The following is a 23,371-nucleotide window of genomic DNA, read 5'->3' as shown; positions in this document are numbered from 1 at the left end:
CCCACGGGAGAGGGTAAGAACCCGAGCCGTTCAGCCGGAAACCGTATCAGCCGGCGAAGGCTTGCTCGAGATCGGCGATGATGTCGTTCTTGTCCTCGATGCCGATCGAGAGGCGCACGACGTCCGGCCCCGCACCGGCGGCCACCTTCTGCGCGTCGGTGAGCTGCTTGTGGGTGGTCGAGGCGGGGTGGATGATCAGCGACCGGGTGTCGCCGATGTTCGCCAGGTGCGAGAACAGTTTCACGTTCGACACCAGCTTGACGCCCGCCTCGTAGCCGCCCTTCAGCCCGAAGGTGAACACCGCGCCCGCGCCCTTCGGCACGTATTTCTGCGCGAGGTTGTGATAACGATCGCCCGGCAGGCCGGGATAGCTCACCCACGCCACCTCGTCGCGTGCATCGAGCCATTCGGCCACCGCCTGGGTGTTGTCGCAGTGGCGCTGCATGCGCAGCGGCAAGGTCTCGATGCCGGTCAGGATCATGAAGGCGTTGAACGGCGACAGCGCGGGCCCGAGGTCGCGCAGGCCGAGCACCCGGCAGGCGATCGCGAAGGCGAAGTTGCCGAACGTCTCGTGCAGCACCATGCCGTTGTATTCGGGCCGCGGCTCGCACAGCATCGGATAGCGCTTGTCGCGCGACCAGTCGAAGGTGCCGCCGTCGACGATCACGCCGCCGAGCGAGTTGCCGTGCCCGCCCAAGAACTTCGTCAGCGAGTGGACGACGATGTCGGCGCCGTGCTCGAACGGCTTGCACAGGTACGGCGTCGCCAGCGTGTTGTCGACCACCAGCGGCACGCCGGCGCGCTTGGCGACCTGCGCGACCGCCGCGATGTCGGTGATCACGCCGCCCGGATTGGCGATGCTCTCGATGAAGATCGCCTTGGTCTTCGGCGACACCGCCTTCTCGAAGCTCTCGATGTCGTCCGGGTCGGCCCACACGACGTTCCAGCCGAAATTCTTGAACGAGTGGCTGAACTGGTTGATCGTCCCGCCATAGAGTTTTCGCGAGGCGACCACCTCGTCGCCCGGCGTCATCATCGCGTGCAGCACCAGGACCTGCGCGGCGTGGCCGGAGGCGACCGCGAGCGCCGCGGTGCCGCCCTCGAGCGCGGCGATCCGCTCCTCGAGCACGGCGTTGGTCGGGTTGGTGATGCGCGTGTAGATGTTGCCGAAGGCTTGCAAGCCGAACAGCGAGGCGGCGTGCTCGACGTTCTCGAACACGTAGGAGGCGGTCTGATAGATCGGCGTGACGCGCGCGCCGGTGGTCGGGTCGGGCTGGGCGCCGGCATGGACGGCGAGCGTGGAGAAGCCGGGCAGACGGTCGGTCATGGTCGCTCCGTGGAAGGCCGGGGGGCCGGGGGATCGGCAACGGTCCCGTCCGGTTTATCCCAGGGCCGGGGGGCGTCAAGGTTCCCGCGCCGGAACGAAATACCTTTGCGCCGTGCGCCCGGCGGCGAGAACGCCGTTCTCGCAGTGCGAGACTTCAGGAGCGATCGTCCTCCGTCGCGTCGCCGGGCTTTTGGGCAAGTCCGCCGCCCGCCGTGGTGATCCGGCCGAGCGAGAGGCGCTGGCCGCCCGCCGGGGCGGGGGGACGTTTGGACGAGAGCGTGCGGGAGTTCACGCCCATCCAGGAGATTTCCGACGACAGCCGACCGTACTCGATCTTCGGGCAGCGGTTCATCACCACGGCGATGCCGTTCTCCTCTGCCCGCGCGGCGGTGGCGTCGTCGCGCACCCCGAGCTGCATCCAAAGAACTTTCGGGCGCACCGGCAGCGCCAGCATCTCGTCGAGCACGTCCGGCGCGTACGAGGCGTTGCGGAACATGTCCACCATGTCGATCGGCTCGGCGATGTCGGCGAGGCTGGCGAACACCTCGCAGCCGGCGATCTGTTGGCCGGCGAGGCCGGGATTGACGGGAAGCATCCGGTAGCCGCGCGCGAGGAGATACTTCAGCACGAAGAAGCTCGGCCGGTTCTCCTTGGCCGAGGCGCCGAGGAGCGCGATCGTCTTCGTGCCGGTGAGGACTTTTCGGATGAAGGCGTCGGGGTAATCGTCGTGGGTCATGGGGGCTCGTGACGGACTGGCGGCGTTCCGGCAAGCTGGAGGTGGTGGAGGCTTGTCGGATATGACAATATAGCGGGATCGCGGCGATGCCGAGGCGGATATCCTGGGTGAAGGCCGCGTGGACCACGTTTCGGGATTTTCCGGTCGAGGCGCAATTGCGGATCACCCGTGCGCTCGAGATCGCCGCGGACGGCGAGACGGCCGACATCGCTAAGCCGATGAAAGGTCTCGGCTCCGGTGTGTTCGAGATCGCGCTTCCGTATCGCCGGGACGCCTATCGGACGGTCTATGCGGTGACGATCGGGGCCGACCTGTGGGTGGTTCACGCCTTTCAGAAGAAGTCGAAGCAAGGCATTGCGACGCCGCGTCATGAGATCGACGTGATCCGCGACAGGCTGAAGCGGCTGAGGGAGCAGTCTCGATGAAGGAACGGCTCGAGGTGGTTCGCGGCTCCGGCAACGCCTTCGCCGATCTCGGCCTGCCGAACGCGGGTGCCGAGCGGATCAAGGCGCATCTCGCGGCCGAGCTGATCCGCGTGATGCGCGAGCGAAAGCTCACGGCGGCCGCGGTCGCCGCGGCGACCGGTGTGACGGAGGCCGACATCTCCCGCATCCGCAACGCCCGGCTCGGCCGGTTCTCGATCGACCGGCTGATCCGCATCCTCGAAGGGCTCGACCAGCAGGTGCAGGTCTCCGTCGTGCCGCGAGGACGAAGGCCCGGGGCGCTGCACGCCCCCTCGTGACGGAGATCGTCCCCCCGCTCACCGCGGCTGGTGGCGCCGGGCCTTGCTGCCACGGTTGATGGCGGCGCGGCACTCCGGGCTGATGCGGCGGGCGTTGCGCTTCAGGCAGCGATAGACCCGCGCGTGGTCCGGGATTTCTCGCTGACAAACGGTCTGGGCGTCGAACTGGCAGGCCTGCTGATCCTGCGCCGACTGGGCGCGGGCGATGGTCGGGCCCGAGACGGCGCCGCCGGCGATCAACAGAGCGAGCGCGAAGGGAGCGCCGAAACGCAGGGACACCGAACGCAGGGACAGGGAACGCAGGGACAGGGAACGCAGAGACACGAAACGCATGGGGGGTGCTCCTCGTGGGGGACGGGGACGGGGGAGAGCCGCCGGAAGGCGGCGAGCGGCCCGATCGTGGCGATGCCGATCGCGGCCGACACCACGGCGTCGAGCGCGGTGGTGTCGAGGCACACCGGACGGCCGGCGACGACGGCGAGCGCCGTCATGCCGAGCGACACGGTGAGGCCGAAGGCGGTGCCGGCGAGCACGCTGCGCCGCAGCGTGCGGGCATCCGGCCGGGCGAGGCGAGCGAGAGCGCCCGCAACGAGTTCCGGCAAATGGGCCGGGGCGCTGCCGAAAACGCTCATGGCTCCTCCCAGCGGGCGGGGCGCTTCTCGACGAACGCGCAAATTCCTTCCTCGGCGTCGCGTGCCAGCATGTTCTCGGTCATCACCTCCGAGGCGAAGCGGTAGGCCTCGGCGAGCGGCAGCTCGAGCTGGCGGTAGAAGGCGGGCTTTCCGTAGCGGATCGCGACGGCCGATTTCTCGGCGATCCTTTTTGCCAGCGCCAGCGCCGCCGTGCGCTCCTCGCCGGGCGCGACCACTCGGTTGATCAGCCCCATCCGCAGCGCGTCCTCGGCAGACGTCATGTCGCCGGTCAGAAGCATCTCCATCGCGTGCTTGCGGGAAACGTTGCGCGACAGCGCCACCATCGGGGTCGAGCAGAAGAGGCCGATATTGACGCCGGGCGTCGCGAAGGCGGCCTTCGAGGAGGCGATCGCGAGGTCGCAGCTCGCCACCAGCTGGCAGCCGGCGGCGGTGGCTGTCGCATGCACCGCGGCGATCACCGGTTGCGGCAGGTTCACGATCGCCTGCATCATCGCCGCGCAGCGCCCCATCAGGTCGGCGAAATAGGCGCGGCCGCGGTCCGGATCGGCGCGGTGGGCGGTCAGCTCCTTGAGGTCGTGGCCGGCGCAGAAGGCCGGGCCTTCGGCGGCGAGCACCACGGCACGCACCGAGCGGTCGGCGGCGATCGCATCCAAGGCGGCGTGCAGCGCGGCGATCGTCGCGTCCGACAGCGCGTTGCGGGCTTTCGGGCGGTCGAGCACCAGGAGCGCGACGCCGTCGGCGTCCTCGCGGCGCACCAGCGGCGCGGCGGCGGGCGGCGAGCTGTCGGCGCCCGGCGAGCTGGCAGCGCCCGAGGCGGCGGCGGGTGTGAGCGTGTCGGTCATGGCGGTCCCTCGTTGGCTCGGCGTTCGCTGATCGGGGACGCGTCCCCTTCTCGGGGAGTTCCTGCCCTCGTCGGGGGTGACCCGTGCCCCTGGTCGGGGGAATTTGCGCCTCTCGGCGGCCCGGCAGAAGCGGTTGCGAAAGATTGGAAAAAGCTACTCTCGCGCGCCGTTCTCGCGCAAGCTTCACACCTTCGGTGAACCCCCGCGGCCCGATCCCGTTCCTCTGGCCGTCCCGTGCCGCTCCTTGCCTCGAGAGTGCCCAGAGAGTCCCCATGCACGACCCCCGCCCGTCCTCGCCGTCACCCTCGCCGTTATCCTCACCGTCCTCGCCGCCGGCCGGATCAACGGGCGAGCAGCCGGCCGTCATGACGGTCGCCGAGCTGGAGGCCTTCCTGGCCGCCGAGTTCCCGCAAATGTTCAATGCGGCGAGCGGCTTGCACGTCGAGTCTGCGCGCTTTCACGGCGCCCGCGTCCGCCAGGCGTTCCGGCCGGAGTTCTTGCGGCCGGGCGGCACCGTGTCGGGACCGACCATGATGGCGCTCGCCGACGTCACCATGTACGTCGCGGTGCTCGCCTCGATCGGCCCGGTGCCGCTCGCGGTCACCACCAACTTCTCCATCAACTTCCTGCGCCGCCCCGCCCAACGCGACCTGATCGCCGACGCCTCGTTGATGAAGCTCGGCAAGCGGCTCGCGGTCGGCGAGGTTGCGATCCGCTCGGAGGGGCACGACGAGCCGGTCGCCCACGTCACCTCGACTTATTCCATCCCCTCCGGGTATTCCCGCTAGGTAACAGAATACCGTAATTGTAACACACTGACTTCATTGGCCGTTTTTTGCCGCTGGCGGGTTGACCGGGACGCTGCCGGCAGGTAGAAGCGCCGCCACGACGGGCACTCGTGTGCCCGAGGGTTCCAGCAATCGGATCAGGACGCCATGAAGAGCTATTCGGCCAAGCCTGCCGAGGTCGACAAGAAGTGGGTGATGATCGACGCCAGCGGCCTCGTGGTCGGCCGGCTGGCGGCGATCGTGGCGCTCCGGCTGCGCGGCAAGCACAAGCCGACCTTCACGCCCCACGTCGACTGCGGCGACAACGTCATCATCGTCAATGCCGACAAGGTCGTGTTCACCGGCCGCAAGCTGCAGCAGAAGGTGTACTACCACCACACCGGCTATATCGGCGGCATCAAGGAGCGGTCGGCCAAGGCGATCATGGAAGGTCGCTTCCCGGAGCGCATCGTCGAGAAGGCGGTGCAGCGCATGCTGCCGCGCGGGCCGCTCGGCCGCCAGCAGCTCGGCAATCTCCGTGTCTATCGTGGGCCGGAGCATCCGCACGCCGCCCAGACTCCCGAGAAGCTCGACATCGCGGCGATGAACCGCAAGAACGTGAGGGCGTGATCATGGCCGAGACCATTCAGTCCCTGGAGGAGCTCTCGGCGCTCAAGCCGGACGCTCCGGAGGCCCCGAAGTACGAGCAGAAGCTCGACGGCCTCGGCCGCGCCTACGCGACCGGCAAGCGCAAGGACGCGGTCGCCCGCGTGTGGATCAAGCCGGGCTCCGGCAAGGTCGAGATCAACGGCAAGGAGCTCGACCGCTACTTTGCCCGCCCGGTGCTGCGCATGCTGATCCAGCAGCCGCTGGTGGTGGCGAACCGCACCGGCCAGTACGACATCCGCTGCACCGTGTCGGGCGGCGGGCTGTCCGGCCAGGCGGGCGCGGTGCGTCACGGCCTCGCCAAGGCGCTGACCCATTACGAGCCGGATCTGCGCGGCGTGCTCAAGCGCGGTGGCTTCCTCACCCGCGATCCGCGCGTGGTCGAGCGCAAGAAGTACGGTCGGGCCAAGGCGCGTCGGTCGTTCCAGTTCTCGAAGCGCTGATCTGTCTGTTCCGCCGCCGCACGGTGGCGGGACCGAGAAGTTCGGAAGAGGGGGCGCGAGCCCCCTTTTTCGTTGGCGCAGGTTTTCTTTTCGACCCTTCCGGGTGGCCGTTAATCCTCGATCGCAAAAACTTGCGGCGACGCTTTACACGCGCGCCTCCGCGCTCTCTCATGCGCCGATCGAGAGACGAGGATTGCATGCGGAGGCCATTGCGGATCGTCCGCTCTCCGGCTCGGGAGAGTGGCGGCGGCCGCCGTCGCGACCGGGTGATGGGGTGGCGATGACGGCGGCGATCTCGGATTTTCTCGCATCGGGCGACACCGACGAGAGGCCCGCGCGCGGGTCCGTCGCCACGTCGGACGCGGCGACGTCGGCGGCGCTGCCGGGCGGCTGGGTCGTCGTGCCCGCGCGCGCGGCGGCGCGGGCGGGCTGGAACGCGGCGCTCGAAGCGCTGCCCGACGGCTCGCCGTTCCAGTCGGACGAGTGGGGCGCTTATCGCGAAAACCTCGGCGGACGGTCGCTGCGCTACGCGGTGCCGGCCGCAGGCGGCGGCTTTCGCGCGATGTGCCTCCTCCAGCTGCGCCGCTTCCCCGATCGCACCGGCATCGCCTGCTGCATCGGCGGCCCGGTCGGCGACGTTTCGGCCTGGAGCGACCTGCCGGCGGCGATCCTCCGAAGCCAAAACCTGTCGCGGCTCTATGTCCGCTTCCGCTGCGACCGCCCGCGCGAGGCGGCCGACGTCGTGTTCCTGCGCCGGCACGGCTGGCAGCCGCCCGCCGTCGACACCGGCCTGTGCCTCAGCCTCGCGCTCGACCTCTCGACCGGACCCGAGGCGCTGCTCGCCGGCCTCGACCGCCGCTGGCGGCGCAATCTGCGCCACGCGCAGGAGGCCGGGCTGACCGTCGCTCGGGTGAAAAACCCGGACGCCGGCGAGGTCCGCGCGCTGTTCGCCGAGATGGAGGGCCGCAAGCACCTGCCGTCGCTGTTCTCGCAGGCGCGGCTCGCGGCGCTGTTTCGCCATGCCGGGCCACGCCTGAGCTTTCTCGAATGCCGCGACGGCGCCGGCCGGCTCGTCGCCGTGCGGGGGGCGGCGACCGTCGGCGATCGCGCCTGCGACTATCTCGCCGCGTCGAGCCCGGAGGGGCGGCGGCTGTGCGCCTCCTATCTCCTGTTGTGGGAGCAGCTCGCGCGGTGCCGGCGCGCCGGCGTGGTTCACTACGATCTCGGCGGGATCGACCCGTGGAAAAATCCCGGCGGCCATCAGTTCAAGCGGCAGACCGGCGCGCGCGAGGTCGAATATCTCGGCGAATGGGATTTTGCGACGTCGCCAGCTTTGCGCGCGACCGCCAACTGGCTGATCGGCAAGCGCCACTGGCTGCCGCATCTGCCGCACTTGCCGCATCTGCCGCGGCTCGGTTCGCCGCTCGGGTCCTCGCGCGGCTGAGGGTTTTGGCCGGCGTCACGCCGGCAGCCGCACCATCGCACGCGACTCCACGAAATCGCGCGCCTCGAGCGCCGTCAGCTGCGCCTCCATCGCCGTGAAGGCGGGCCGGATCGCCGACACCTCGTCGGGTCGCCAGACCAGCCGCTGCCACGGCTTCGCCATCGGCAGATCCTGGTCGACCGTGAGGCCGGCGGCGGCATAGGTCTCGGGCAAGGTGTCGATTGCGTCGCCGACCGGCATGAAGACGAGATAGCGCGCGCGCTCGTTCGTCCAGGCCAGCGTTTGCGGGTCGGACAGCACGCCCATGGTCAGCCACGCCCGCTCGAAAAGCCCCATGCGGAACTCGACGTCGCTCGACGCCGCCGCGCACACCGGAAAGCGGTCCACGCCGGGCGGCGCCGGCAACGGCGCATCGCTGTCGTGGACGAAGATCGGCGCGTAGCGCGCCGGATCGAGCCCCTCGGCGAACGCCACCCAGTCGGCGATCCGGCTGTTGCGGCCGGGCGAGAGGCCGGTATTGCGCAGCGTGATCACGATCGCCCGCCGCTCCCCCGCCACCCGGGCGAGCCAGGCGTCGGCGAGCTTTTTCCCGTGCGCGGTCGCGCCGAGCAGCGGCCAGACGCCGGGGTTTTCGCGCGCCCGGTCGAACAGGTCGCGGGGATCGGGCCGGCGCGGCACCGACAGGCGATAGTCTTCCGGATAGAGATGCGCCTTGCCGGGGGCGATCAGCGACCAGGCCTGGTCGCGGTCGGCGCACACGGCAAAGCCGCGCACGCTCGGCAGCAGCGAGAGCATCGGCAGCAGCACGTGACGCAGCCGCCACTGGCGTGCGGCGACGTCGTCGGCCGCCTCGATCGCCGGGTCCTCCTTGCGCAGGCCCCGATGCGCGCCCGGCACGAACACCACGGTGATGCCGGCAAACCCGCGGCGGCGGCGCTCGAGCTCGGCGGCGGCGAGCGTTCGGGCGAAATCCCACGACACCGGCGCGACCGAGAGATCGTAAAAGACCTGGAGGCAGTCCTCCGACCACACGACGCTCGCCGGCGTCGCCCGGTGCAAGCGGTCGCTCGCGCGGATCAGCGCGTCGCGAATGCCGCGGGTGATGCCGAGGCGGGGCAGGGCGTACTCGTTCGGCACCAGGCGAACGAGCCAGCGCGGACCGGAGGCGCGAAGGCCGGCGTAGGCGCGACGAAACATCATGCTCGGGCTCGCGGATGAAAAAACGAAAATACCGGTTCCAGGAATGGACCGGGGCGCGCCGTCCTGCAAGGTCGATCGTGTCGCGCACGAGCGGCGAGACCGGGCGCCGAAAGGAGCGGCAGCGCGACGGTATGCTGCTCCCTTTCTGGGCAATGGCGAGAATTGTCGGCCGTGAAATCCGAACTTGTTAACACCCGTGTTGCTACTGAGGCCCGTGTCCGGGTCCACGCAACCGGGATGCTGTCTCGCGCCGCTCGGCACCGCGCTCCTGGTGCCGAGCGCGTCGCGCGTTCAAGCGCTTTCGCAAATGTGCGGCCGCGGCCAGCGGCGGCTACTGGACCGCGCGGGTCTGCTCGGACGCGGGCCGCTCCGGAGCCGGTGCCGCGGCGTCCGGCGTTTCGTCGGTCGTCTGCGGTGGGTTTGCCCGCGGTGCCTCGGCCTGCGGTGCTTCGGTCGGTGCCGTGGCCGCCGGTGCGGAATCCCGCGAAGCCGAGCGCTCGGGCACCGTGGTCTCGAACGGCGTCGCGCTCTTGCCCTGCGCCAGCCCGACCGCAAAAAGCTTGCTCATGTATTTCTGATCGAACAGGCCGGTGCTCGCCTCGTCGAATTTTTGGTCGACCGCGGCGAGGTTGAAGGTCGTGCCGCTCTTCCGGGCGGCGGCCGCGGCGAGCGCGACGATGCTGCTGCTCGACCGCTTCACGCCGATCGACAGGGAGCGCCCGAGCACGCCGATCAGGCTCGAATCGGTGAGCGAGAACTCCGAGCGCAGCTTGCCGTTCACCACCACCGTCAGCTCCGACATCGGCAGCCGGTCGGTGGAGGTGGCGAGCAGCATCGAGTCGGGCGCGACATAGATCGTCGCGGCGAGCCCGCCGTCGACATGCATCTCCTGGATGCGCCGGCCGTTCGCCTCGGTCTCGATCGTCACCGGCGGGAACAGGCCGGGGATCGCGCTCGACGCCGCCAGAATGTCGCGGAAGAGCTTCAGCGAGGCGTCGGTGCCGGCGGCGGCGATCGCCCCCATGTTCCAGGCGACCGGGCGGGCGGCGTCGATATTGGTGGTGATCACGATCAGCCGGCGGCCGCGGGCGTATTCGCGGGCGATCTCCTTCAAAAGGTCCGGCGTGATGCGGCGGGCGATGAATTTGCGCAGCGGCCAGGTGTCGAGCAGGCTGGTCGCGGTGCGGCGGTCCTCGAACACTTCGGCGGCGTTGATCTCGGTGATGTTTTCGCGCAACGCTTCGTCGTAGTGCGAGCCGAGAAAGACGAACGGGGCCAGCAGGGCGCCCGAGCTGACGCCCGTCACCACCGCATAGTCGGGCCGCTTGCCGGATTGTGACAGGCCGGTCATCAGCCCGGCGCCGAAGGCCGAATCCTCGCCGCCGGCCGACAGCGCGAGCCAGCTTTTTCCCGCATGGCCGAGAACCTTCTCGTAAGCCGCGGTCGAATCGGCCCAGAAGCGTGCGTCCGGAATGCCGGGCACGGTCGCCGCCGCCTGCTCGGCCTCGGTGAAGGGTTTTCGCTCGGCGGGCTCGGCGGCTCTCGCCGAAGCCGCGCTCGCGGCTCCCGCCGCAGCGGCGGCGGCACCGGCACCGGCCGCGCCGGCGCCCGCCGTGTCGTGCTTGCGACGGGACTTTTTCTTCTCGGCACGCTTCGCCCGTGCGTCGCAGGTCCTGGCCTGTGCCTCGGCCTTTTCGGGATCGGCGAACCACAATTCGGACGGCGGCGGGCATTCGAGGCGCTTGCGGGAGGCGGCGTGCGACGGATCGGGGCCGGCGATCCCGACCACCAAGGTGCCGATCAGGGCCAGAGCGAACGCGGCGCCGAACGTCCTGACGCCGAACGTCTTGACGCCGCGCGTTTTCGTCACCGTCTCGATGTGCATGGCCTCACCCCGTGCTGTGACTCGACGAGTACACCCCGCCCTGTGGCCGAACGGCCGGGCTCGACACGGGGCGGCCGAAAAATGCGGGAGCGCTTCGTGTAGCACGGCCGAGATGTTTTTTTTGTGATGCGAGGGTGTCTCGCGGTTCGGGCATCTCGATGCCTTTCGATGGCGTCGGCCCCCCATTTCGCTTGCTCCCGCGTTCGCGGGGACCAGCGGAAGCATCCGGTCCGACCGCACCGACGATGCTCTATCGCCGGGTGGCGAAGAAGGCGCCGAGCAGCGACAGGAGCGCGGCGAGCAGCATCACCGACAGGCCGAGCACGACGCTCGCGCTCGCCGGCAGGCCGGCGGGCATCGCCGTCTCGTGCGCGACGACGACCATCGCGGCGAGCAGCGCCGTGCCGCCGATCCAGCGCAGCGCGGCGCGGGCGCGACCGGCCTTCGCGTCGAGCGCCGCGAGTGCCGCGACCACAAAGCCGCCGGCGAGCGCGGCGGCGGCGATCAGCCACCAGGCGATCGCCGCCCGCATCGGCGTACGGGTCGGATCGCCCGCCACCTGCCACAGCGCGCCGAGCGACAGCCCCGCGCGGTCGAGCAGCAGGCGCGCCGCGAGCGCGAGCGGCACCCCGGCGAGCGCCGCCGTGCAGAGGACGAAGACCCGCGGCGTGCCGACGGGGGTGACGGGGCTGGCGGGGGTGACGGGAGCGGAGGACGGTTCGGGGGAGTCGGGCATGCGGGGCGTCGTGTCTTTCGGGCACTTCTTTTCGAGCGTGCTTTTCCGGCGCGTGCGGCACTGTCGCGCAACGCCTCGCACCGACGCCCCACACGGGGGCGCCATCCGGGGCTGCATCGTGCTCATTTTCGTCCGCGTTTCAACCCGTTCGGCCGAAACCGTCAGGAACCGCGCCGGTGATCGATCGTTGGTGGCGAGAATACCACCGGCGTCGCGTGCATTTCGGCATGTGGCGACTGCAAAACCCCTGACGAATTCCCCAGGAGCGGCGAGATGGCTCTGTTTTCTGACGAGATCCACACGATGGACGATCTGTTCGTCCATCAACTCGAAGACATCTACTATGCGGAGCAGCAGATCGAGAAGGCGCTGCCCGAGATGATCGAGAAAGCCGCCGATGCCGAGCTGAAGCGCGGCTTCAAGACCCATCTCGGCGAGACCAAGAAGCAGATCAAGCGGCTCGAGCAGGCGTTCAAGGCGCTCGACCGCAAGCCGAAGGGCACCGACTGCCCGGCGATCGACGGCATCATCGCCGAGGCCGAGGACATCGCCTCGGAGGTCGAGGATCCGGCGGTGCTGAACGCCGCGCTGATCGCCGCCGCGCAGGCGGTCGAGCACTACGAGATCACCCGCTACGGCACGCTGATCGCCTGGGCGAAGCAGCTCGGCCACAAGGACGTCGTCGCGCTCCTCAAGCAGACGCTGGACGAGGAGGTGGCGACCGACAAGAAGCTCACCGGCATGGCGAAGACGGCGATCAACCCGACCGCCGCCCGCAAGACCACCGCTCGCAAGACCGGTGGCCGCAAGCCGGCAGCCGGCAAGGCGGCAGCAGGCAAGGCGGGCGCGCGGGCGAGCGCCGGCCGCCCCAAGGCGGCCGCGGCGCGGGCGAAGACGGCGTCGCGCACCTCGCGGCCGGCCAAGGCGGCGAGCCGCCGCACCGGCCGCACGTCGGCGCGCGGGTGATCCCGCAACGGGACGGGTTGGCGGAACGCGGCATCCAAGAACGAAGAAGGCCCGCGCGAGCGGGCCTTTTTCACATCGTCTTCTCGTCGTCGCCGACGGCGCGCCGCCGTGATCAGACGGCGACCGAGTGGCGCGACCGGTTCTGCGGCAGGTAGGCGTCGAAGGCCGCCGCCACCAGGCGGACGAACGGGCGTCCTTCCTCGGTGATGCTGATCCGGCGGCCGTCGATCCGCACCATGCCGGCGGCGACCAAACCGTCGAGGTCGTGCAGCTCGTGGGCGAAGCTGGTGTCGAGATCGTCGCTCGTCTTGCTGGCGGGCAGCGTGTCGAGGTCGACCCCGAGGTCGCACATCAGCCGCTCGATGATCTCCGCCCGCAACACGTCGTCGCTCGACACCGCGACGCCCTTCACGGTCGTGAGCGAGCCGCTCTCGATCGTGCGATTGTAGGAGGAGATGTCGACGGCGTTCTGGATGAAGCCCTGCGGCAGCTTGCCGATGGCGCTCGCCCCGAACCCGATCAGGCCGTCGGCCTCGTCGGTGGTGTAGCCCTGGAAATTGCGGCGCAGGCGGCCGTCGCGCTGGAGGGTCGCGAGGTCGTCCTCGGGCAGCGCGAAGTGATCGAGGCCGATCGGCACGTAGCCGTGGCTCGCGAGCGTCCGCGAGGCGGCGCGGGCCTGCTCGATGCGCTCGCCCGGACCGGCCAGGCTCGCGACGTCGATCAGCTTCTGATTGCCCTTGAACCACGGCACGTGGGCGTAGCCGAACAGCGCGAGGCGGGACGGCTCGAGCGAGGCGGCGAGGCTGGCGCTGCGCTCGACGTCGGCGATGGTTTGCCGCGGCAGGCCGTACATCAGGTCGATATTGATGTGATCGATGCCGGCATCGCGCAGCGCCTTGGCGGCCTGCTCGACCACCTCGAACGGCTGCGGCCGGCCGATCGCCTCCTGAACGTGCGGCGAGAAGTCCTGCACGCCGAGGCTCGCCCGGCTGACGCCGATCGCGACCAGCGCCGCCGCGAGGTCGGCGTCGACCCGGCGCGGGTCGAGCTCGATCGCGTGCTCGACCAGCGTCGAGAGATCGAACTTCTCGCGGATCGTCCCGACGATCTTGGCGAGGCGGTCCTTGCCGAGGATCGACGGCGTGCCGCCGCCCCAATGGATGTGCACCACCTTGTGGCTCGCCACCGCCGCGGCGACCATGCCGATCTCGGCGATCAGCCGGTCGGTGTAGAGGTCGAGCGGCTCGGCGCGCCGCACCGCCTTCGTGTGGCATCCGCAATAGAGGCAGATGTCCGTGCAGAAGGGCACGTGCAGGTAGAGCGACAGGGTGGAACCCGACGGCATGGCGGCGAGCCAGCCGGCGTAAGTCTTGGCATCGACGGCCGGCGTGAAGTGCGGCGCGGTCGGATACGAGGTGTATCGGGGAACGTTTCGTTCAGCGAGCGCGATGACACTGTTCATGGGCGCGGACTGTAAAGGAGTGTTTACGCTCGCGGCCTTGATCGAGGTCAAATCGCGCCTGCGACGCGCTGTCCTGCGGGGCCGATTTTCGCCCCTCTCGCGGGGCTTTCCGGCCTCTCGCGCCGGAACCCGGGGAACCCCGTCCGGCGCTGCGAGGCGGCCCGGAACCCCTCTTTCCCTGTCCCGTTGATCCGACGAACCGGGTCGCCGTCCGGCGCCGGTCCCCTCAAACGAACCGACAGGACAGGAACCCCATGGGCCTTTTCTCGAAGGACATCCGTTCGATGGACGATCTGTTCGTGCACACGCTGCGCGACGTCTATTACGCGGAGAACCGTATCGCCCGCGCGCTTCCCGAGATGATGGAGAAGGCGTCCAACCCGCAGCTCAAGGAAGCCTTCAAGTCGCACCTCGGCGAGACCCAGAACCACATCGCCCGGCTCGAGGACGTCTTCCGCATGCACGGCGTCGAGGCGAAGGGCGTCGACTGCCCGGCGATCGACGGCATCATCGACGAGACCGAGGACGTCGCCGGCGAGGTCGACGACAAGACGGTGCTGGATGCGGCGCTGATCGCCTCGGCGCAGGCGGTGGAGCATTACGAGATCACCCGCTACGGCACGCTGATCGCCTGGGCGAAGCAACTCGGCCGGGCGGACTGCGCGAGCGTGCTCGAGAAGACGCTCGAGGAGGAGAAGGCGACCGACGGCAAGCTCACCGCGATGGCCGAGCGCGGCGTCAACGACAAGGCGGCGGCGGCCCGCTGATCGGAAGGTGCTCGGCGGCCGGCGGGAGCCGACGAGGGTCCGCCGGCCACCCACCGCTCGCAGTCGCGTCGACATCGCTTCGACAGGGTGTCGCCCGACGGGCACCGAACGGAAAACGCCCGCGAGACTCGCGGGCGTTTGTTTTTCGTGGCTCGTTGGTCGTCAGTGCGGGGCTGCCGGGCGGGCGGCGTCCGAGACGCCGGAAAAAAATCACTTCGGGGTGACGGTCGGGTCGCCGCCGGGCGTGCCGGGCGGCGGGATCACCCGCAGCGCCCCGCCGGCGGGCGGCGGCTCGACCATGCCGGTATCGGGATGGGCCGGCGGGCAGACGATGCCGTTCGAGTCGGCGAGCTTGCCGGACAGCGACTCTCCCGAGCCGGCCGAGCCGGTGGTGCCGCGGCCGATGGTCGGCGCCTCCTGCGGGCTCACGCCGGGCGGGCAGTCGAGATTGCGGGCGGGCGGCGGTGCGGCGTCGGCCGGTCCGGTCGAGGGAGCGGCGGGTTGCTGCGGGCTTTGCGCGGCGGCCGGCGCCGCCGTCAGGGCGGCGGCCAGCGCGAGGCCGAGCAGGGCGGGGGAGCGACGGAGCATGCAGATCCTCCAAAAATTCGTTCGCCGGTGCGCGGGAGAGTCGTCGCCTCTTGCGGAAGGCCGGGAGGGCACCGCCGCCCGGCGGTCCGTTTCGAGCCCAACGCGAGGGTCGCGAGGCCTGTTCCGTCGGGCCCTGGACACGGCGGCGATGCCGAAGGTCGCAGGGCCGCGCTCCGGGATCTGACGGAGGCGAAACGGGAAACGGGCCGGACCGAGGACGGTCCGCCGGGCCGGGATCGCGAACGCTGGCGATCGAAGCGAGGAGCGGAAGACGCGAGCGCCTTTGCGACGCTCGCGATGCCGGCGTCGTCCGACACGAGTGTCCTCAGCGGCGCTCGGCGGTCCAGCGGCCCGAGCAGCTGCCGGTCGCACCGCGGCCGCGCCAGACGCCACCGCCATAGTCGCGGCCGAGCCGGCCGGAGCCGCTGGCGGCCGAGCCGCCGGCCGAGACGTTCACCCGCACGCGGCCGCCGCGCCCGACCCGTCCGTCGAAATTCATGCCCATCTGGCCGGCATAGCGGATGATGCCGCCGTCGATATCGATCGCGTAGCGGTAGGCGCGGTCACAGGAGCCGCGGTCGGTGATGATCAGGACGCTCCAGGAGCCGTCGTACGGCGTGCGGGCGAGGGCGGGCTGCGCGAGGGTGCCGAGGACGACCAGCGTCGCCGACAACGTGCCGAACCGGATCATGAGGGCCTCGTGAGTGAAGGTGCGAGCGGAAAAATGCCGAACGGGAACGGAGACGGGCAATCGACGAGACGAAGCACCGGGAAACGAACCACCGGGAAACGAACCGCACTGCATGACCGCACGTTCCGCGGAATCGAGGCGGCCACGGCCGAAAGCGGAACCGACGGGCGGGCAGAGCCTAACGCCAAAGGCGCGCTCACGCGGAACACCTTTTCGCGACCGGACGAGATCCGCCCTCACGCGAGGCGACCGGGATTTTGCGGGACCGACCCGGCGCTTGCGCCGTCGCGGGCCTTCTCGCTGTCGCAGCAGCAGGGGGGCGGGGAAGTGTGAGCCTCGCCCGGGGGCAAAGCGGCCGGCGAAGAGGGGGATCGGCGGGGTGGCGAACGGTGCGGGCGATATGGCGACGGGGCTGCTTCACGGGGCGGCGCGCAAGGGCCACCTTCGAGATCGGTCCGGGTCCGTCCGAAGCGCGCGACTGCGCCGTGGCGAAATCGCACGCGCCGGGCGGTCGAGGTGCCGACACGACGGGTCAGGTCCGGTCCACCACCCACCACGGGCGGTAGGGCGGATCGTCGTCGGTCGGCTGCGGCAGCTTGTCGAGCTCGCTGTCGTCGAACGGGCGTCCGAGCGAACGGGCATCCTTTCGGCACTCGAGCTCGCGGCCGTCCTCGATGGGGTGATGGTCGATCTTGAAGTAGTCCATCTGAGCAGCCACTGGAACCATGAAAGCCATGAGACAACGCAAAATGGGCTAGGCGGTTCCATTCACCGGCCCGGTTGTCGCGAAGATGCCCGCGTGGGCAGGTTCGAACTCGTGCTGAACGAAAGGCCACCGCGCGTTGTTCCGCCGCGCGGTTCCGTTTCGCGAAAATGCGAGGGAATACGGATAATAAAGGGTTTCCGGCGGGTTCTGATACCACCGTCGTCCGTCGGGGAGGGGACGGTCGGGCGCCGCACCGTCTCGGCGATCGCCCGGACGACGCTCAGTGTGTAGCGTCGTCCAGGCTGCGCGGCACCAGGAAGCGGTCCAGCCGGCCGCCGAGCGGGTGCACGTCGGCCCACGCCTCGACCGCGAAATCGATCACCACGAGGCCGGCGGTCGGCAGCTTCTCGCGCAACGCCTCGCGGCTCTCGACGTCGCCGGCGGCGATCAGCCGGGTCGCCAGCACGTGCAGGCCCGGATTGTGGCCGACCACCATCACCGTCTCCGCCTCGTCCGGCTGCCCGGCGACCGCGGCGAGGATCTTGTCGGCCTCCGCCCCGTAGAGCCGGCGCTCGAACACCACCTCGGGCGCCGGCGAAAACGCCGCGGCGACGCCCGCCCAGGTCTCGCGGGTGCGCTGCGCGGTCGAGCACAGCACGCGGTCGGGCACCAGATGGTGGCGCGCCATGTAGGCGCCGACCACCTCGGCGGAGGCGAGCCCGCGCGGGGCGAGCTTTCGGGCATGGTCGGTCTGCCCGGCGGCGGCCGGGTCGGCCTTGGCATGACGGAGCAGGATCAGTCGGCGCATGGTTGCAGAATCCATGTGGCGGCGCACAAAGTCCAGCACGGCGCGCGGCGAAAAAACCCGGAACGACGTGACCTCATGGACGAAATGTCGGTATAGGGCAACATCGCGGAAAGGCGGAGCGCCGCAGGGGCGAGGCAGCATGGACGAGACGATCGCCGACGACTACGGGCGCAGCTGGCACGCCGCGGTGGCGGGCGCGGTGCCGCCGCGCCCCGCGCTCGGCCACGATCTCGACGTCGACGTGTGCGTGATCGGCGCCGGTCTCGCCGGGCTCACCACCGCGCTCGAGGTGGCCCGGCTCGGCTGGTCGGTCGCCGTGCTGGAGGCGCGGCGGATCGCCTGGAACGCCTCCTCGCGCAATTGCGGCTTCGTGCTGCCCGGCTACAATTGCGACGAGGCGGTGATCGTCGAGCGCGTCGGCCTCTTGCGCGCACGCCAGTTGTGGGCGCTGTCGGAAGCGGGCGTCGCCTATGTGCGGGCGGTGATCGAGGAGAATGCGCTGGACGGGGTGTCGCCCGGCCGCGGCTGGCTCGACGTCCACACCACCGACGACCTCTCCGAGCTGGCCGAGACGGCAGCGCTGCTGCGCAACGAGTTCGGTGCGGCGGTCGAGACGTGGCCGGCCGGGCGGGTCCGCGAGGTGTTGCGCTCGGAGAGCTATTTCGGCGCGCTGCACGTTCCCGGCGCCTTCCACGTCGACCCGCTCGCTTATGCGCTCGGCCTCGCCCGGGTGGCGGAGGCGGCCGGCGTGCGCATCTTCGAGAAGACCCCGGCGATCGAGATCGACCCCGCCGGCGTGCGCAAGCGCATCGCCACACCCGCCGCGCTGGTCCGGGCCGGCCATGTCGTGCTCGCCGGCAACGTCCAGATCGGCGGGCTGATGCCGGAACTCGCCGCCACCTTGATGCCGATCACCAGCACCGTGGTGGTGACCGCGCCGCTCGGCGAGCGTTTGCGAGAGGCGGTCGCCTGGCCGGGGGCGGTGTCGGACTCGCGCTTCGCCAATTATCACTACCGCGTGGTCGACGGCGACCGGCTCCTGTGGTGCGGCGAGGGAAGCTGCTTCACGCCGAACACGGCAAAGGTCGCCGAAAGCCTTCGCGACGCGATCGCGCGAACCTATCCACAGCTCGGGCGGCCGGAGATCGCCGCCGCCTGGAGTGGCACCATGGGCTTCGCCCTCCACCGCATGCCGCAGATCGGCGAGGTGACGCCCGGCCTGTGGCTCGCCAGCGGGTTCGGCGGCCACGGGCTGAACACCACCGCGCTCGCCGGCAACCTGATCGCCCACGCGATCGTCGACGGCGACGACACCTGGACCGCGTTCGAGCCGTGGGATCTGGTCTGGGCCGGCGGTTTGGCGGGACGGGTGTTTCAGGAGGTGCGGGGAAAAATCCGCAATCGCCGGGAGCGCGTGTCCGCCGCGATGGCGCGCCGGCGGGCCCGCAAGCGGGTCGCGGCCGGGCAGCCGCCGGTGCCGGACGAGACGCTCGTCCGGGGCGAGATGCCCGTCGCCGCCGGCGGCGCGGTCGCCGAGACGCCTGCGAAGAATACGCCGCCCGCCGGTACCGCCGAGCGGTCGAACGAGCCGGAGCCCGCCTTCGGCCCGGCGCTGCCGAGCGTGTCCGCCGAGGAGGTCGACTCGCGGCGGGCCAGGACCGCGGAGCCTTCCCCCGAGGTCGCGCCGGCCGAGCCGCCCGCCGATCAAGCCGTGGTTCCTGTGCCCGATCCCGGCCGCCCGCGCCGGCCGGTGCGGCGGCGCGGGAAGCGGCGGAACCGCCCGCACTGACCGGCCCCGGCCTTGCCGTCACACCTTGGAAGTCCCGCCATGACCATCACCATCGATCCCGCCCTGAAGGCCGCGTGTCCCGATCTCGCCGTCGGCGTCGTCGAGGCGAACGCCCGGGTGATGGCGGACGATTCCGCGCTGTGGGCCGAGGTCGAGGAAACGCTCGCAGAGATGCGCCGCACGCTGACGCTCGCCGACCTGCCGGCGCTGCCACCGATCAAGGCGTTGCGGCGCGCCTATCGCGCGGTCGGCAAGGACCCGACCCGCTATCGCGGCTCGCAGGAGGCGCTGCTGCGCCGGGTGCTGAAGGGGAGCGGGCTCTACAGGGTCAACACCATCGTCGACATCAACAATCTCGTCTCGATCGAGAGCCGCCACTCGCTCGGCACCTTCGACCTCGACCGGGTGGTGCCGCCGGTGGTCTTCCGGATCGGACAACCCGGCGAGGCCTACAAGGGGATCGGCAAGGACGTGCTGAACCTCGAAGGGATGCCGCTCTATGCCGACGCCGAGGGCGCCTTCGGCAGCACCACCAGCGATTCCGAGCGCGCGATGATCCGCCCCGAGACCACCCGCGTGCTGATGGTGATCAACGCCTTCTCCGGCACCGCAGGCCTCGAGCAGACGATCGCCCGCGCCGCTGCGCTGTTGTGCACATACGCTGCCGCCGACCCGGCCTCGGTGAAGACCGCGATCGTGACGTGAGCGGCCGCAATCTGTCGATCGTGAATTGCGGCGACGTTCCGCCAAGTCTTAGAGTTGCACCCGACGGCGGTCTGCCGGGAGGGTGCGATGGCCAATCTGGTGATCTGCTGCGACGGCACCTGGAGCACGCCCGAGCACGTCGACGACGGGCTGCCGGCCCCGACCAATGTGCGCAAGCTCTTCAACGCGCTCGCCCCTCACGACGCCGACGGCATCGCCCAGATCGTCTCCTATCAGCCGGGCGTCGGCACCGAGGGCGGCTGGTGGAACCGGCTGGTCGGCGGCGCGCTCGGGGACGGGCTCGTCCGTGACATCGAGCGGGGCTATCAGCGCCTCGCCTTCTACTATCGCCCGGGCGACCGGATCTTCCTGTTCGGCTTCAGTCGTGGCGCCTTCACGGTGCGCAGCCTCGCCGGCATGATCGGTTGCTGCGGCCTCCTGAACATCGGCGAGCCGGCGCTCGCGCCGGCCGAAGCGTGGCGGCGCATCGATCTCGCCTTCGCCTGCTATCGCAAAAGGCGGCCGACGACCGAACTCGCGCGGCTCGATTTTCACGACGCGCCGCCGGCGGTCGGGTCGTCGGCCGGGTTCGTGCCCGGTGCCGGTGCAGCGACGACCCCCATCCACTTCATCGGCGTGTGGGACACCGTGGGCGCGCTCGGCATCCCCGACGATCTCGCGATCCTGAACCTGCTGGACGATCGCCACGACCATGCCTTTCACGACACCCGGCTCGGCCCGCGGGTGCGCCACGCCCGCCACGCCGTCGCCATCGACGAGCGCCGCCAGACGTTCACGCCGACGTTCTGGACCAAGCCGGACGGTCGTGCGCTCGAGGACCGCGACGGCGTGAAGCAGCTCTGGTTTCCCGGCGTGCATTCGGACGTCGGCGGCGGCTACGCCCAGACGGGTCTGTCGGACGGCGCATTGCAATGGATGGTGGACGAGGCGGAGCAATGCGGCCTCGCCTTCCGCGCCGGGGTGAAGGACCAGATCGTCCCCGACCCACGCGGAATCGTCCACGATCCGCTCACCGGAATTTTCGCGGTCCTGAAGAGCGCGCCGCGCGGGGTTCCCTCGTTCGCGGGCGCCGACGCGGCGTCGCGGTTCCACGCCTCCGCACTGCGTCGGCATCGCGATCCGCCGCTCGCGCAAGGCGACTATTGGCCGACCCGCGTTCCGGACGACGAGCCGATCACCGTCGACATCCGGGCGTGCGACCGCTGGACCGCGACCCATCTGTTTCTGGACGAGGGGCGCTACCGGATGACGGCGTCCGGCCAGTGGCTCGACGGGCGCATCGGATACGATCCCGCCGGAAAAGCCGACCGGACCTTCGCTCCGGCGCAGATTCTGCTTGCGATCTCGTCGGTGCTCGGGCGTGCCGAGCATCTCTATCGACGGCTGTCCGGCAATGACGAGGCGGATTTCTGGCTCACTCGGCGGATCGAGGAGTATCCGTGGCTCGCGCTGGTCGGGGTGGTCGCCAATGGCCGCGGCATCGGCGCCGACGACGTGCCGCTGCGTCACCGCACCTTTCTGATCGGCTCCGGCTGCACGATCGACATCGCGGCCGGGGAGGGCGGCTATCTCCACTGCTTCGCCAACGACACGTGGCAGACTTATGCGAACAATCACGGCGCCGTCGCTCTGCGGGTCGAACGGGTGGCCGCACCGGCCACCCGCCCGAACCACGCGCCGTTCGCGCCGGATGGCGTCAGGACGGCGGTTTGATCACGCCGCAGGCGATGCGGCCGCCGGCGCTCGACATGTCGTCGTAATCGTCGCCATTCGCATGGATCATGATGGCGGTGCCGTTCTGCGTCAGCAGCGAGTAGGGGCCGGAGCCCGTATTGCCCGCGGCGCCCTGTCCGCCGCTCGCGGCGCCGGTGGTCTGGCCGCCCGTGGTCTGGCCCGTCGCCTGGGCGGTGGCCTGGTTCGACCGGATGGTCAGCTTGTCGGAATAGAACTCGGCCACCGCGCGGCCGTTCTCGCCGACATGCACGTTCGGCAGGTCGCCGAGATGCGGCCCGTCGGCGTTCATGTAGCCGTGCTTGGCGTCGGTCGGGTTGAAATGTCCGCCGGCCGACTGGAACGGCGGATCGCACACGCCGCGCTCGTGGACGTGGAAGCCGTGGGTGCCCGGCGGCAGGTTCAGCAGGTTGGCGACGAACAGCGTGCCGTGCGCGGTCGGCCGCAGCTCGACGGTGCCGACCGTGTTGCCCTTGGTGTCCTTCATCTGGACCACCTTGGTGGCGCTGTCGGACGCTGTGGCCGAGCTTTGGCTCTGGGCGAGAGCCGGAACGGCGACGCCGGCGAGCAGGCCGGCGGCGAGGATCGTTCGGATGCGCATGTGGGTCTCCCTTCGGAACGTTCCGCTCGGGGAACGGGCGAGCCGGAAGGGTGGTTCCGTGGGAGGGGCGAGTGGCGAATGGTGAGTAGCGAGTAGCGAGTAGCGAGTAGCGAAAGAACGGTAGCGGACTTTCCACTCGCCATTCGCCACTCGCCATTCGCCCCCTTCAACTACTCGCCATTCGCCATTCGCCATTCGCCCCCTTTTTCACCGCCTCTCCCGCTTCGCCATGAAGGCGAGGCGCTCGAACAGGTGAACGTCCTGCTCGTTCTTCAGCAGCGCGCCGTGCAGCGGCGGGATCAGCTTCTTGGGGTCGCGCTCGCGCAACGTCTCCGGGCCGACGTCCTCGACCATCAGGAGCTTCAGCCAGTCGAGAAGCTCAGAGGTGGAGGGCTTCTTCTTCAGCCCCGGCACGTCGCGGATCTCGTAGAACAGGCGCAGCGCCTCGGCGACGAGGCGCGGCTTGATGCCCGGAAAGTGCACGTCGACGATCGCCTGCATGGTCTCGGGATCGGGAAAGCGGATGTAGTGGAAGAAGCAGCGGCGCAGAAAGGCGTCCGGCAGCTCCTTCTCGTTGTTCGAGGTGATCACGACGATCGGCCGGCGGCGCGCCTTCACCGTCTCGCCGGTCTCGTAGACGAAGAATTCCATCCGATCGAGCTCCTGCAGGAGGTCGTTCGGGAACTCGATGTCGGCCTTGTCGATCTCGTCGATCAACAATACCGGCCGCTCGTCGGCGACGAACGCCTCCCACAGTTTTCCGCGCTTGATGTAGTTGCGGATGTCCTTGACCCGCTCGTCGCCGAGCTGGCTGTCGCGCAGGCGCGAGACGGCGTCGTATTCGTAGAGCCCCTGCTGCGCCTTGGTGGTCGACTTGACGTGCCACTCGATCAGCGGAGCGTTCACGCTCTTCGCCACCTCGAGCGCCAGCACGGTCTTGCCGGTGCCGGGCTCGCCCTTCACCAGGAGCGGGCGCTCGAGCGCGATGGCCGCATTGACGGCGATCTTCAAGTCGTCGGTGGCGACATACGCCGTGGTGCCTTCGAAACGCATGGGGCGCGGCCTCGCTGTGGTCGATGGCGGAACGATGATGGC

At 69.9% G+C, this 23,371-nt stretch carries 24 protein-coding genes and 1 pseudogene; 11 read left to right on the top strand and 14 right to left on the bottom strand.

The window, feature by feature from the left end; translation table 11 throughout:
• Positions 1-46 precede the first annotated feature (46 nt).
• Both A33M_RS17955 and A33M_RS17950 read right to left on the bottom strand, forming a co-directional pair.
• Positions 47-1,327 (bottom strand): O-acetylhomoserine aminocarboxypropyltransferase, encoded by a 1,281-nt coding sequence (locus tag A33M_RS17955; protein WP_008390122.1) that lies wholly within the window; start codon positions 1,325-1,327, stop codon positions 47-49.
• Positions 1,328-1,481: 154 nt separating this feature from the next.
• Positions 1,482-2,063, bottom strand: coding sequence for a CoA-binding protein (locus A33M_RS17950; protein ID WP_008390120.1), 582 nt, complete (start codon positions 2,061-2,063; stop codon positions 1,482-1,484).
• Positions 2,064-2,170: 107 nt separating this feature from the next.
• Between A33M_RS17950 and A33M_RS17945 the strand changes: the two genes are divergently transcribed.
• Together A33M_RS17945 and A33M_RS17940 are read left to right on the top strand one after the other, a co-directional pair.
• Complete coding sequence (locus tag A33M_RS17945) at positions 2,171-2,488, top strand: type II toxin-antitoxin system RelE/ParE family toxin (RefSeq protein WP_008390118.1); 318 nt, start codon at positions 2,171-2,173, stop codon at positions 2,486-2,488.
• Positions 2,485-2,805 carry a helix-turn-helix domain-containing protein gene (locus A33M_RS17940; RefSeq protein ID WP_008390116.1) on the top strand — a complete coding sequence of 107 codons (321 nt, stop codon included), beginning with the start codon at positions 2,485-2,487 and terminating at the stop codon, positions 2,803-2,805. Before A33M_RS17945 ends, A33M_RS17940 begins: the two co-directional genes overlap by 4 nt.
• Before the next feature lie 18 nt (positions 2,806-2,823).
• Here the strand turns inward: A33M_RS17940 and A33M_RS17935 are convergent, their stop codons facing one another.
• On the bottom strand, positions 2,824-3,138 hold the full coding sequence (locus A33M_RS17935) for a hypothetical protein (RefSeq protein WP_052027116.1): 315 nt from the start codon (positions 3,136-3,138) through the stop codon (positions 2,824-2,826).
• 295 nt (positions 3,139-3,433) lie between these two features.
• Positions 3,434-4,300, bottom strand: coding sequence for an enoyl-CoA hydratase (locus A33M_RS17930; protein ID WP_008390110.1), 867 nt, complete (start codon positions 4,298-4,300; stop codon positions 3,434-3,436).
• 365 nt (positions 4,301-4,665) lie between these two features.
• On the opposite strand from A33M_RS17930, the gene A33M_RS17925 reads away from it, so the two are divergent.
• The 4 genes from A33M_RS17925 (at position 4,666) to A33M_RS17910 (ending at position 7,620) form a co-directional block, all read left to right on the top strand.
• Positions 4,666-5,088 carry a PaaI family thioesterase gene (locus A33M_RS17925; protein WP_008390108.1) on the top strand — a complete coding sequence of 141 codons (423 nt, stop codon included), beginning with the start codon at positions 4,666-4,668 and terminating at the stop codon, positions 5,086-5,088.
• 147 nt (positions 5,089-5,235) lie between these two features.
• On the top strand, positions 5,236-5,697 hold the full coding sequence (rplM, locus tag A33M_RS17920; RefSeq protein ID WP_008390106.1) for a 50S ribosomal protein L13: 462 nt from the start codon (positions 5,236-5,238) through the stop codon (positions 5,695-5,697).
• A gap of 2 nt (positions 5,698-5,699) precedes the next feature.
• Positions 5,700-6,176, top strand: a complete 477-nt coding sequence (gene rpsI / locus A33M_RS17915) for a 30S ribosomal protein S9 (RefSeq protein WP_040621481.1) — start codon at positions 5,700-5,702, stop codon at positions 6,174-6,176.
• A gap of 280 nt (positions 6,177-6,456) precedes the next feature.
• The gene (locus tag A33M_RS17910) at positions 6,457-7,620 is read left to right on the top strand and encodes a lipid II:glycine glycyltransferase FemX (RefSeq protein ID WP_157223544.1); all 1,164 of its coding nucleotides are present in this window, start codon (positions 6,457-6,459) and stop codon (positions 7,618-7,620) included.
• A gap of 15 nt (positions 7,621-7,635) precedes the next feature.
• Here the strand turns inward: A33M_RS17910 and A33M_RS17905 are convergent, their stop codons facing one another.
• The 3 genes from A33M_RS17905 to A33M_RS17895 all read right to left on the bottom strand — a co-directional run bounded on the left by A33M_RS17905 (position 7,636) and on the right by A33M_RS17895 (position 11,441).
• Entirely contained in the window at positions 7,636-8,820 is a 1,185-nt protein-coding gene (locus A33M_RS17905; RefSeq protein ID WP_008390099.1) for a hypothetical protein, read from the bottom strand.
• Positions 8,821-9,151: 331 nt separating this feature from the next.
• Positions 9,152-10,705, bottom strand: coding sequence for a patatin-like phospholipase family protein (locus A33M_RS17900; protein WP_008390095.1), 1,554 nt, complete (start codon positions 10,703-10,705; stop codon positions 9,152-9,154).
• A 250-nt stretch (positions 10,706-10,955) separates the two neighbouring features.
• A complete protein-coding gene (locus tag A33M_RS17895; RefSeq protein ID WP_052027115.1) occupies positions 10,956-11,441 on the bottom strand; it encodes a hypothetical protein in 486 nt (161 codons plus the stop codon).
• A 273-nt stretch (positions 11,442-11,714) separates the two neighbouring features.
• Between A33M_RS17895 and A33M_RS17890 the strand changes: the two are divergent.
• Positions 11,715-12,212, top strand: a pseudogene (locus A33M_RS17890) (YciE/YciF ferroxidase family protein); the annotation flags it as partial.
• Between the two features lie 307 nt (positions 12,213-12,519).
• Here A33M_RS17890 and hemN read toward each other — a convergent pair.
• Positions 12,520-13,869: an oxygen-independent coproporphyrinogen III oxidase gene (gene hemN, locus A33M_RS17885; protein WP_008390089.1), complete on the bottom strand. Its 1,350-nt coding sequence runs from the start codon at positions 13,867-13,869 to the stop codon at positions 12,520-12,522.
• 254 nt (positions 13,870-14,123) lie between these two features.
• Between hemN and A33M_RS17880 the strand changes: the two genes are divergently transcribed.
• Positions 14,124-14,636 (top strand): YciE/YciF ferroxidase family protein, encoded by a 513-nt coding sequence (locus A33M_RS17880; RefSeq protein WP_008390087.1) that lies wholly within the window; start codon positions 14,124-14,126, stop codon positions 14,634-14,636.
• A 210-nt stretch (positions 14,637-14,846) separates the two neighbouring features.
• Here A33M_RS17880 and A33M_RS17875 read toward each other — a convergent pair whose 3' ends face one another.
• The 4 genes from A33M_RS17875 to A33M_RS17865 form a co-directional block, all read right to left on the bottom strand.
• Positions 14,847-15,224, bottom strand: coding sequence for a hypothetical protein (locus tag A33M_RS17875; protein ID WP_008390085.1), 378 nt, complete (start codon positions 15,222-15,224; stop codon positions 14,847-14,849).
• Between the two features lie 325 nt (positions 15,225-15,549).
• On the bottom strand, positions 15,550-15,915 hold the full coding sequence (locus A33M_RS17870; protein ID WP_008390083.1) for a hypothetical protein: 366 nt from the start codon (positions 15,913-15,915) through the stop codon (positions 15,550-15,552).
• A 532-nt stretch (positions 15,916-16,447) separates the two neighbouring features.
• Positions 16,448-16,621: a hypothetical protein gene (locus A33M_RS24170; RefSeq protein WP_008390081.1), complete on the bottom strand. Its 174-nt coding sequence runs from the start codon at positions 16,619-16,621 to the stop codon at positions 16,448-16,450.
• Positions 16,622-16,901: 280 nt separating this feature from the next.
• Complete coding sequence (locus tag A33M_RS17865; RefSeq protein WP_052027114.1) at positions 16,902-17,429, bottom strand: SixA phosphatase family protein; 528 nt, start codon at positions 17,427-17,429, stop codon at positions 16,902-16,904.
• Between the two features lie 139 nt (positions 17,430-17,568).
• Here A33M_RS17865 and A33M_RS17860 point away from each other — a divergent pair, with 139 nt between their 5' ends.
• From A33M_RS17860 to A33M_RS17850, 3 genes are all read left to right on the top strand, one after another.
• Positions 17,569-19,218 (top strand): NAD(P)/FAD-dependent oxidoreductase, encoded by a 1,650-nt coding sequence (locus A33M_RS17860; RefSeq protein WP_008390077.1) that lies wholly within the window; start codon positions 17,569-17,571, stop codon positions 19,216-19,218.
• Positions 19,219-19,257: 39 nt separating this feature from the next.
• Positions 19,258-19,923, top strand: a complete 666-nt coding sequence (locus A33M_RS17855; RefSeq protein WP_008390075.1) for a B3/B4 domain-containing protein — start codon at positions 19,258-19,260, stop codon at positions 19,921-19,923.
• 87 nt (positions 19,924-20,010) lie between these two features.
• Positions 20,011-21,657 carry a DUF2235 domain-containing protein gene (locus A33M_RS17850; protein ID WP_008390073.1) on the top strand — a complete coding sequence of 549 codons (1,647 nt, stop codon included), beginning with the start codon at positions 20,011-20,013 and terminating at the stop codon, positions 21,655-21,657.
• On the opposite strand, the gene A33M_RS25265 is transcribed toward A33M_RS17850, so the two are convergent.
• Both A33M_RS25265 and A33M_RS17840 read right to left on the bottom strand, forming a co-directional pair.
• Positions 21,641-22,276 carry a superoxide dismutase family protein gene (locus A33M_RS25265; protein WP_008390071.1) on the bottom strand — a complete coding sequence of 212 codons (636 nt, stop codon included), beginning with the start codon at positions 22,274-22,276 and terminating at the stop codon, positions 21,641-21,643. The genes A33M_RS17850 and A33M_RS25265 overlap by 17 nt on opposite strands.
• 207 nt (positions 22,277-22,483) lie before the next feature.
• Entirely contained in the window at positions 22,484-23,329 is an 846-nt protein-coding gene (locus A33M_RS17840) for an AAA family ATPase (RefSeq protein ID WP_008390069.1), read from the bottom strand.
• Positions 23,330-23,371 lie beyond the last annotated feature (42 nt).

It is taken from the genome of Rhodovulum sp. PH10 (assembly GCF_000293785.1).
Classification (GTDB): Bacteria; Pseudomonadota; Alphaproteobacteria; order Rhizobiales; family Xanthobacteraceae; genus Rhodoplanes.
Note: the sequence above shows the minus strand (reverse complement) of the source record. Positions and strands in the feature narration are given on the sequence as shown.

Coding starts and splice junctions, on each gene's coding strand:
- A33M_RS17955 (WP_008390122.1), bottom strand. CDS start 1,327: ATGACCGACCGTCTGCCCGGCTTCTCCACGCTCGCCGTCCATGCCGGC.
- A33M_RS17950 (WP_008390120.1), bottom strand. CDS start 2,063: ATGACCCACGACGATTACCCCGACGCCTTCATCCGAAAAGTCCTCACC.
- A33M_RS17940 (WP_008390116.1), top strand. CDS start 2,485: ATGAAGGAACGGCTCGAGGTGGTTCGCGGCTCCGGCAACGCCTTCGCC.
- A33M_RS17935 (WP_052027116.1), bottom strand. CDS start 3,138: ATGCGTTTCGTGTCTCTGCGTTCCCTGTCCCTGCGTTCCCTGTCCCTG.
- A33M_RS17930 (WP_008390110.1), bottom strand. CDS start 4,300: ATGACCGACACGCTCACACCCGCCGCCGCCTCGGGCGCTGCCAGCTCG.
- A33M_RS17925 (WP_008390108.1), top strand. CDS start 4,666: ATGACGGTCGCCGAGCTGGAGGCCTTCCTGGCCGCCGAGTTCCCGCAA.
- rplM (WP_008390106.1), top strand. CDS start 5,236: ATGAAGAGCTATTCGGCCAAGCCTGCCGAGGTCGACAAGAAGTGGGTG.
- rpsI (WP_040621481.1), top strand. CDS start 5,700: ATGGCCGAGACCATTCAGTCCCTGGAGGAGCTCTCGGCGCTCAAGCCG.
- A33M_RS17910 (WP_157223544.1), top strand. CDS start 6,457: ATGACGGCGGCGATCTCGGATTTTCTCGCATCGGGCGACACCGACGAG.
- A33M_RS17905 (WP_008390099.1), bottom strand. CDS start 8,820: ATGATGTTTCGTCGCGCCTACGCCGGCCTTCGCGCCTCCGGTCCGCGC.
- A33M_RS17900 (WP_008390095.1), bottom strand. CDS start 10,705: ATGCACATCGAGACGGTGACGAAAACGCGCGGCGTCAAGACGTTCGGC.
- A33M_RS17895 (WP_052027115.1), bottom strand. CDS start 11,441: ATGCCCGACTCCCCCGAACCGTCCTCCGCTCCCGTCACCCCCGCCAGC.
- hemN (WP_008390089.1), bottom strand. CDS start 13,869: ATGAACAGTGTCATCGCGCTCGCTGAACGAAACGTTCCCCGATACACC.
- A33M_RS17880 (WP_008390087.1), top strand. CDS start 14,124: ATGGGCCTTTTCTCGAAGGACATCCGTTCGATGGACGATCTGTTCGTG.
- A33M_RS17875 (WP_008390085.1), bottom strand. CDS start 15,224: ATGCTCCGTCGCTCCCCCGCCCTGCTCGGCCTCGCGCTGGCCGCCGCC.
- A33M_RS17870 (WP_008390083.1), bottom strand. CDS start 15,915: ATGATCCGGTTCGGCACGTTGTCGGCGACGCTGGTCGTCCTCGGCACC.
- A33M_RS24170 (WP_008390081.1), bottom strand. CDS start 16,621: ATGGACTACTTCAAGATCGACCATCACCCCATCGAGGACGGCCGCGAG.
- A33M_RS17865 (WP_052027114.1), bottom strand. CDS start 17,429: ATGCGCCGACTGATCCTGCTCCGTCATGCCAAGGCCGACCCGGCCGCC.
- A33M_RS17860 (WP_008390077.1), top strand. CDS start 17,569: ATGGACGAGACGATCGCCGACGACTACGGGCGCAGCTGGCACGCCGCG.
- A33M_RS17855 (WP_008390075.1), top strand. CDS start 19,258: ATGACCATCACCATCGATCCCGCCCTGAAGGCCGCGTGTCCCGATCTC.
- A33M_RS17850 (WP_008390073.1), top strand. CDS start 20,011: ATGGCCAATCTGGTGATCTGCTGCGACGGCACCTGGAGCACGCCCGAG.
- A33M_RS25265 (WP_008390071.1), bottom strand. CDS start 22,276: ATGCGCATCCGAACGATCCTCGCCGCCGGCCTGCTCGCCGGCGTCGCC.
- A33M_RS17840 (WP_008390069.1), bottom strand. CDS start 23,329: ATGCGTTTCGAAGGCACCACGGCGTATGTCGCCACCGACGACTTGAAG.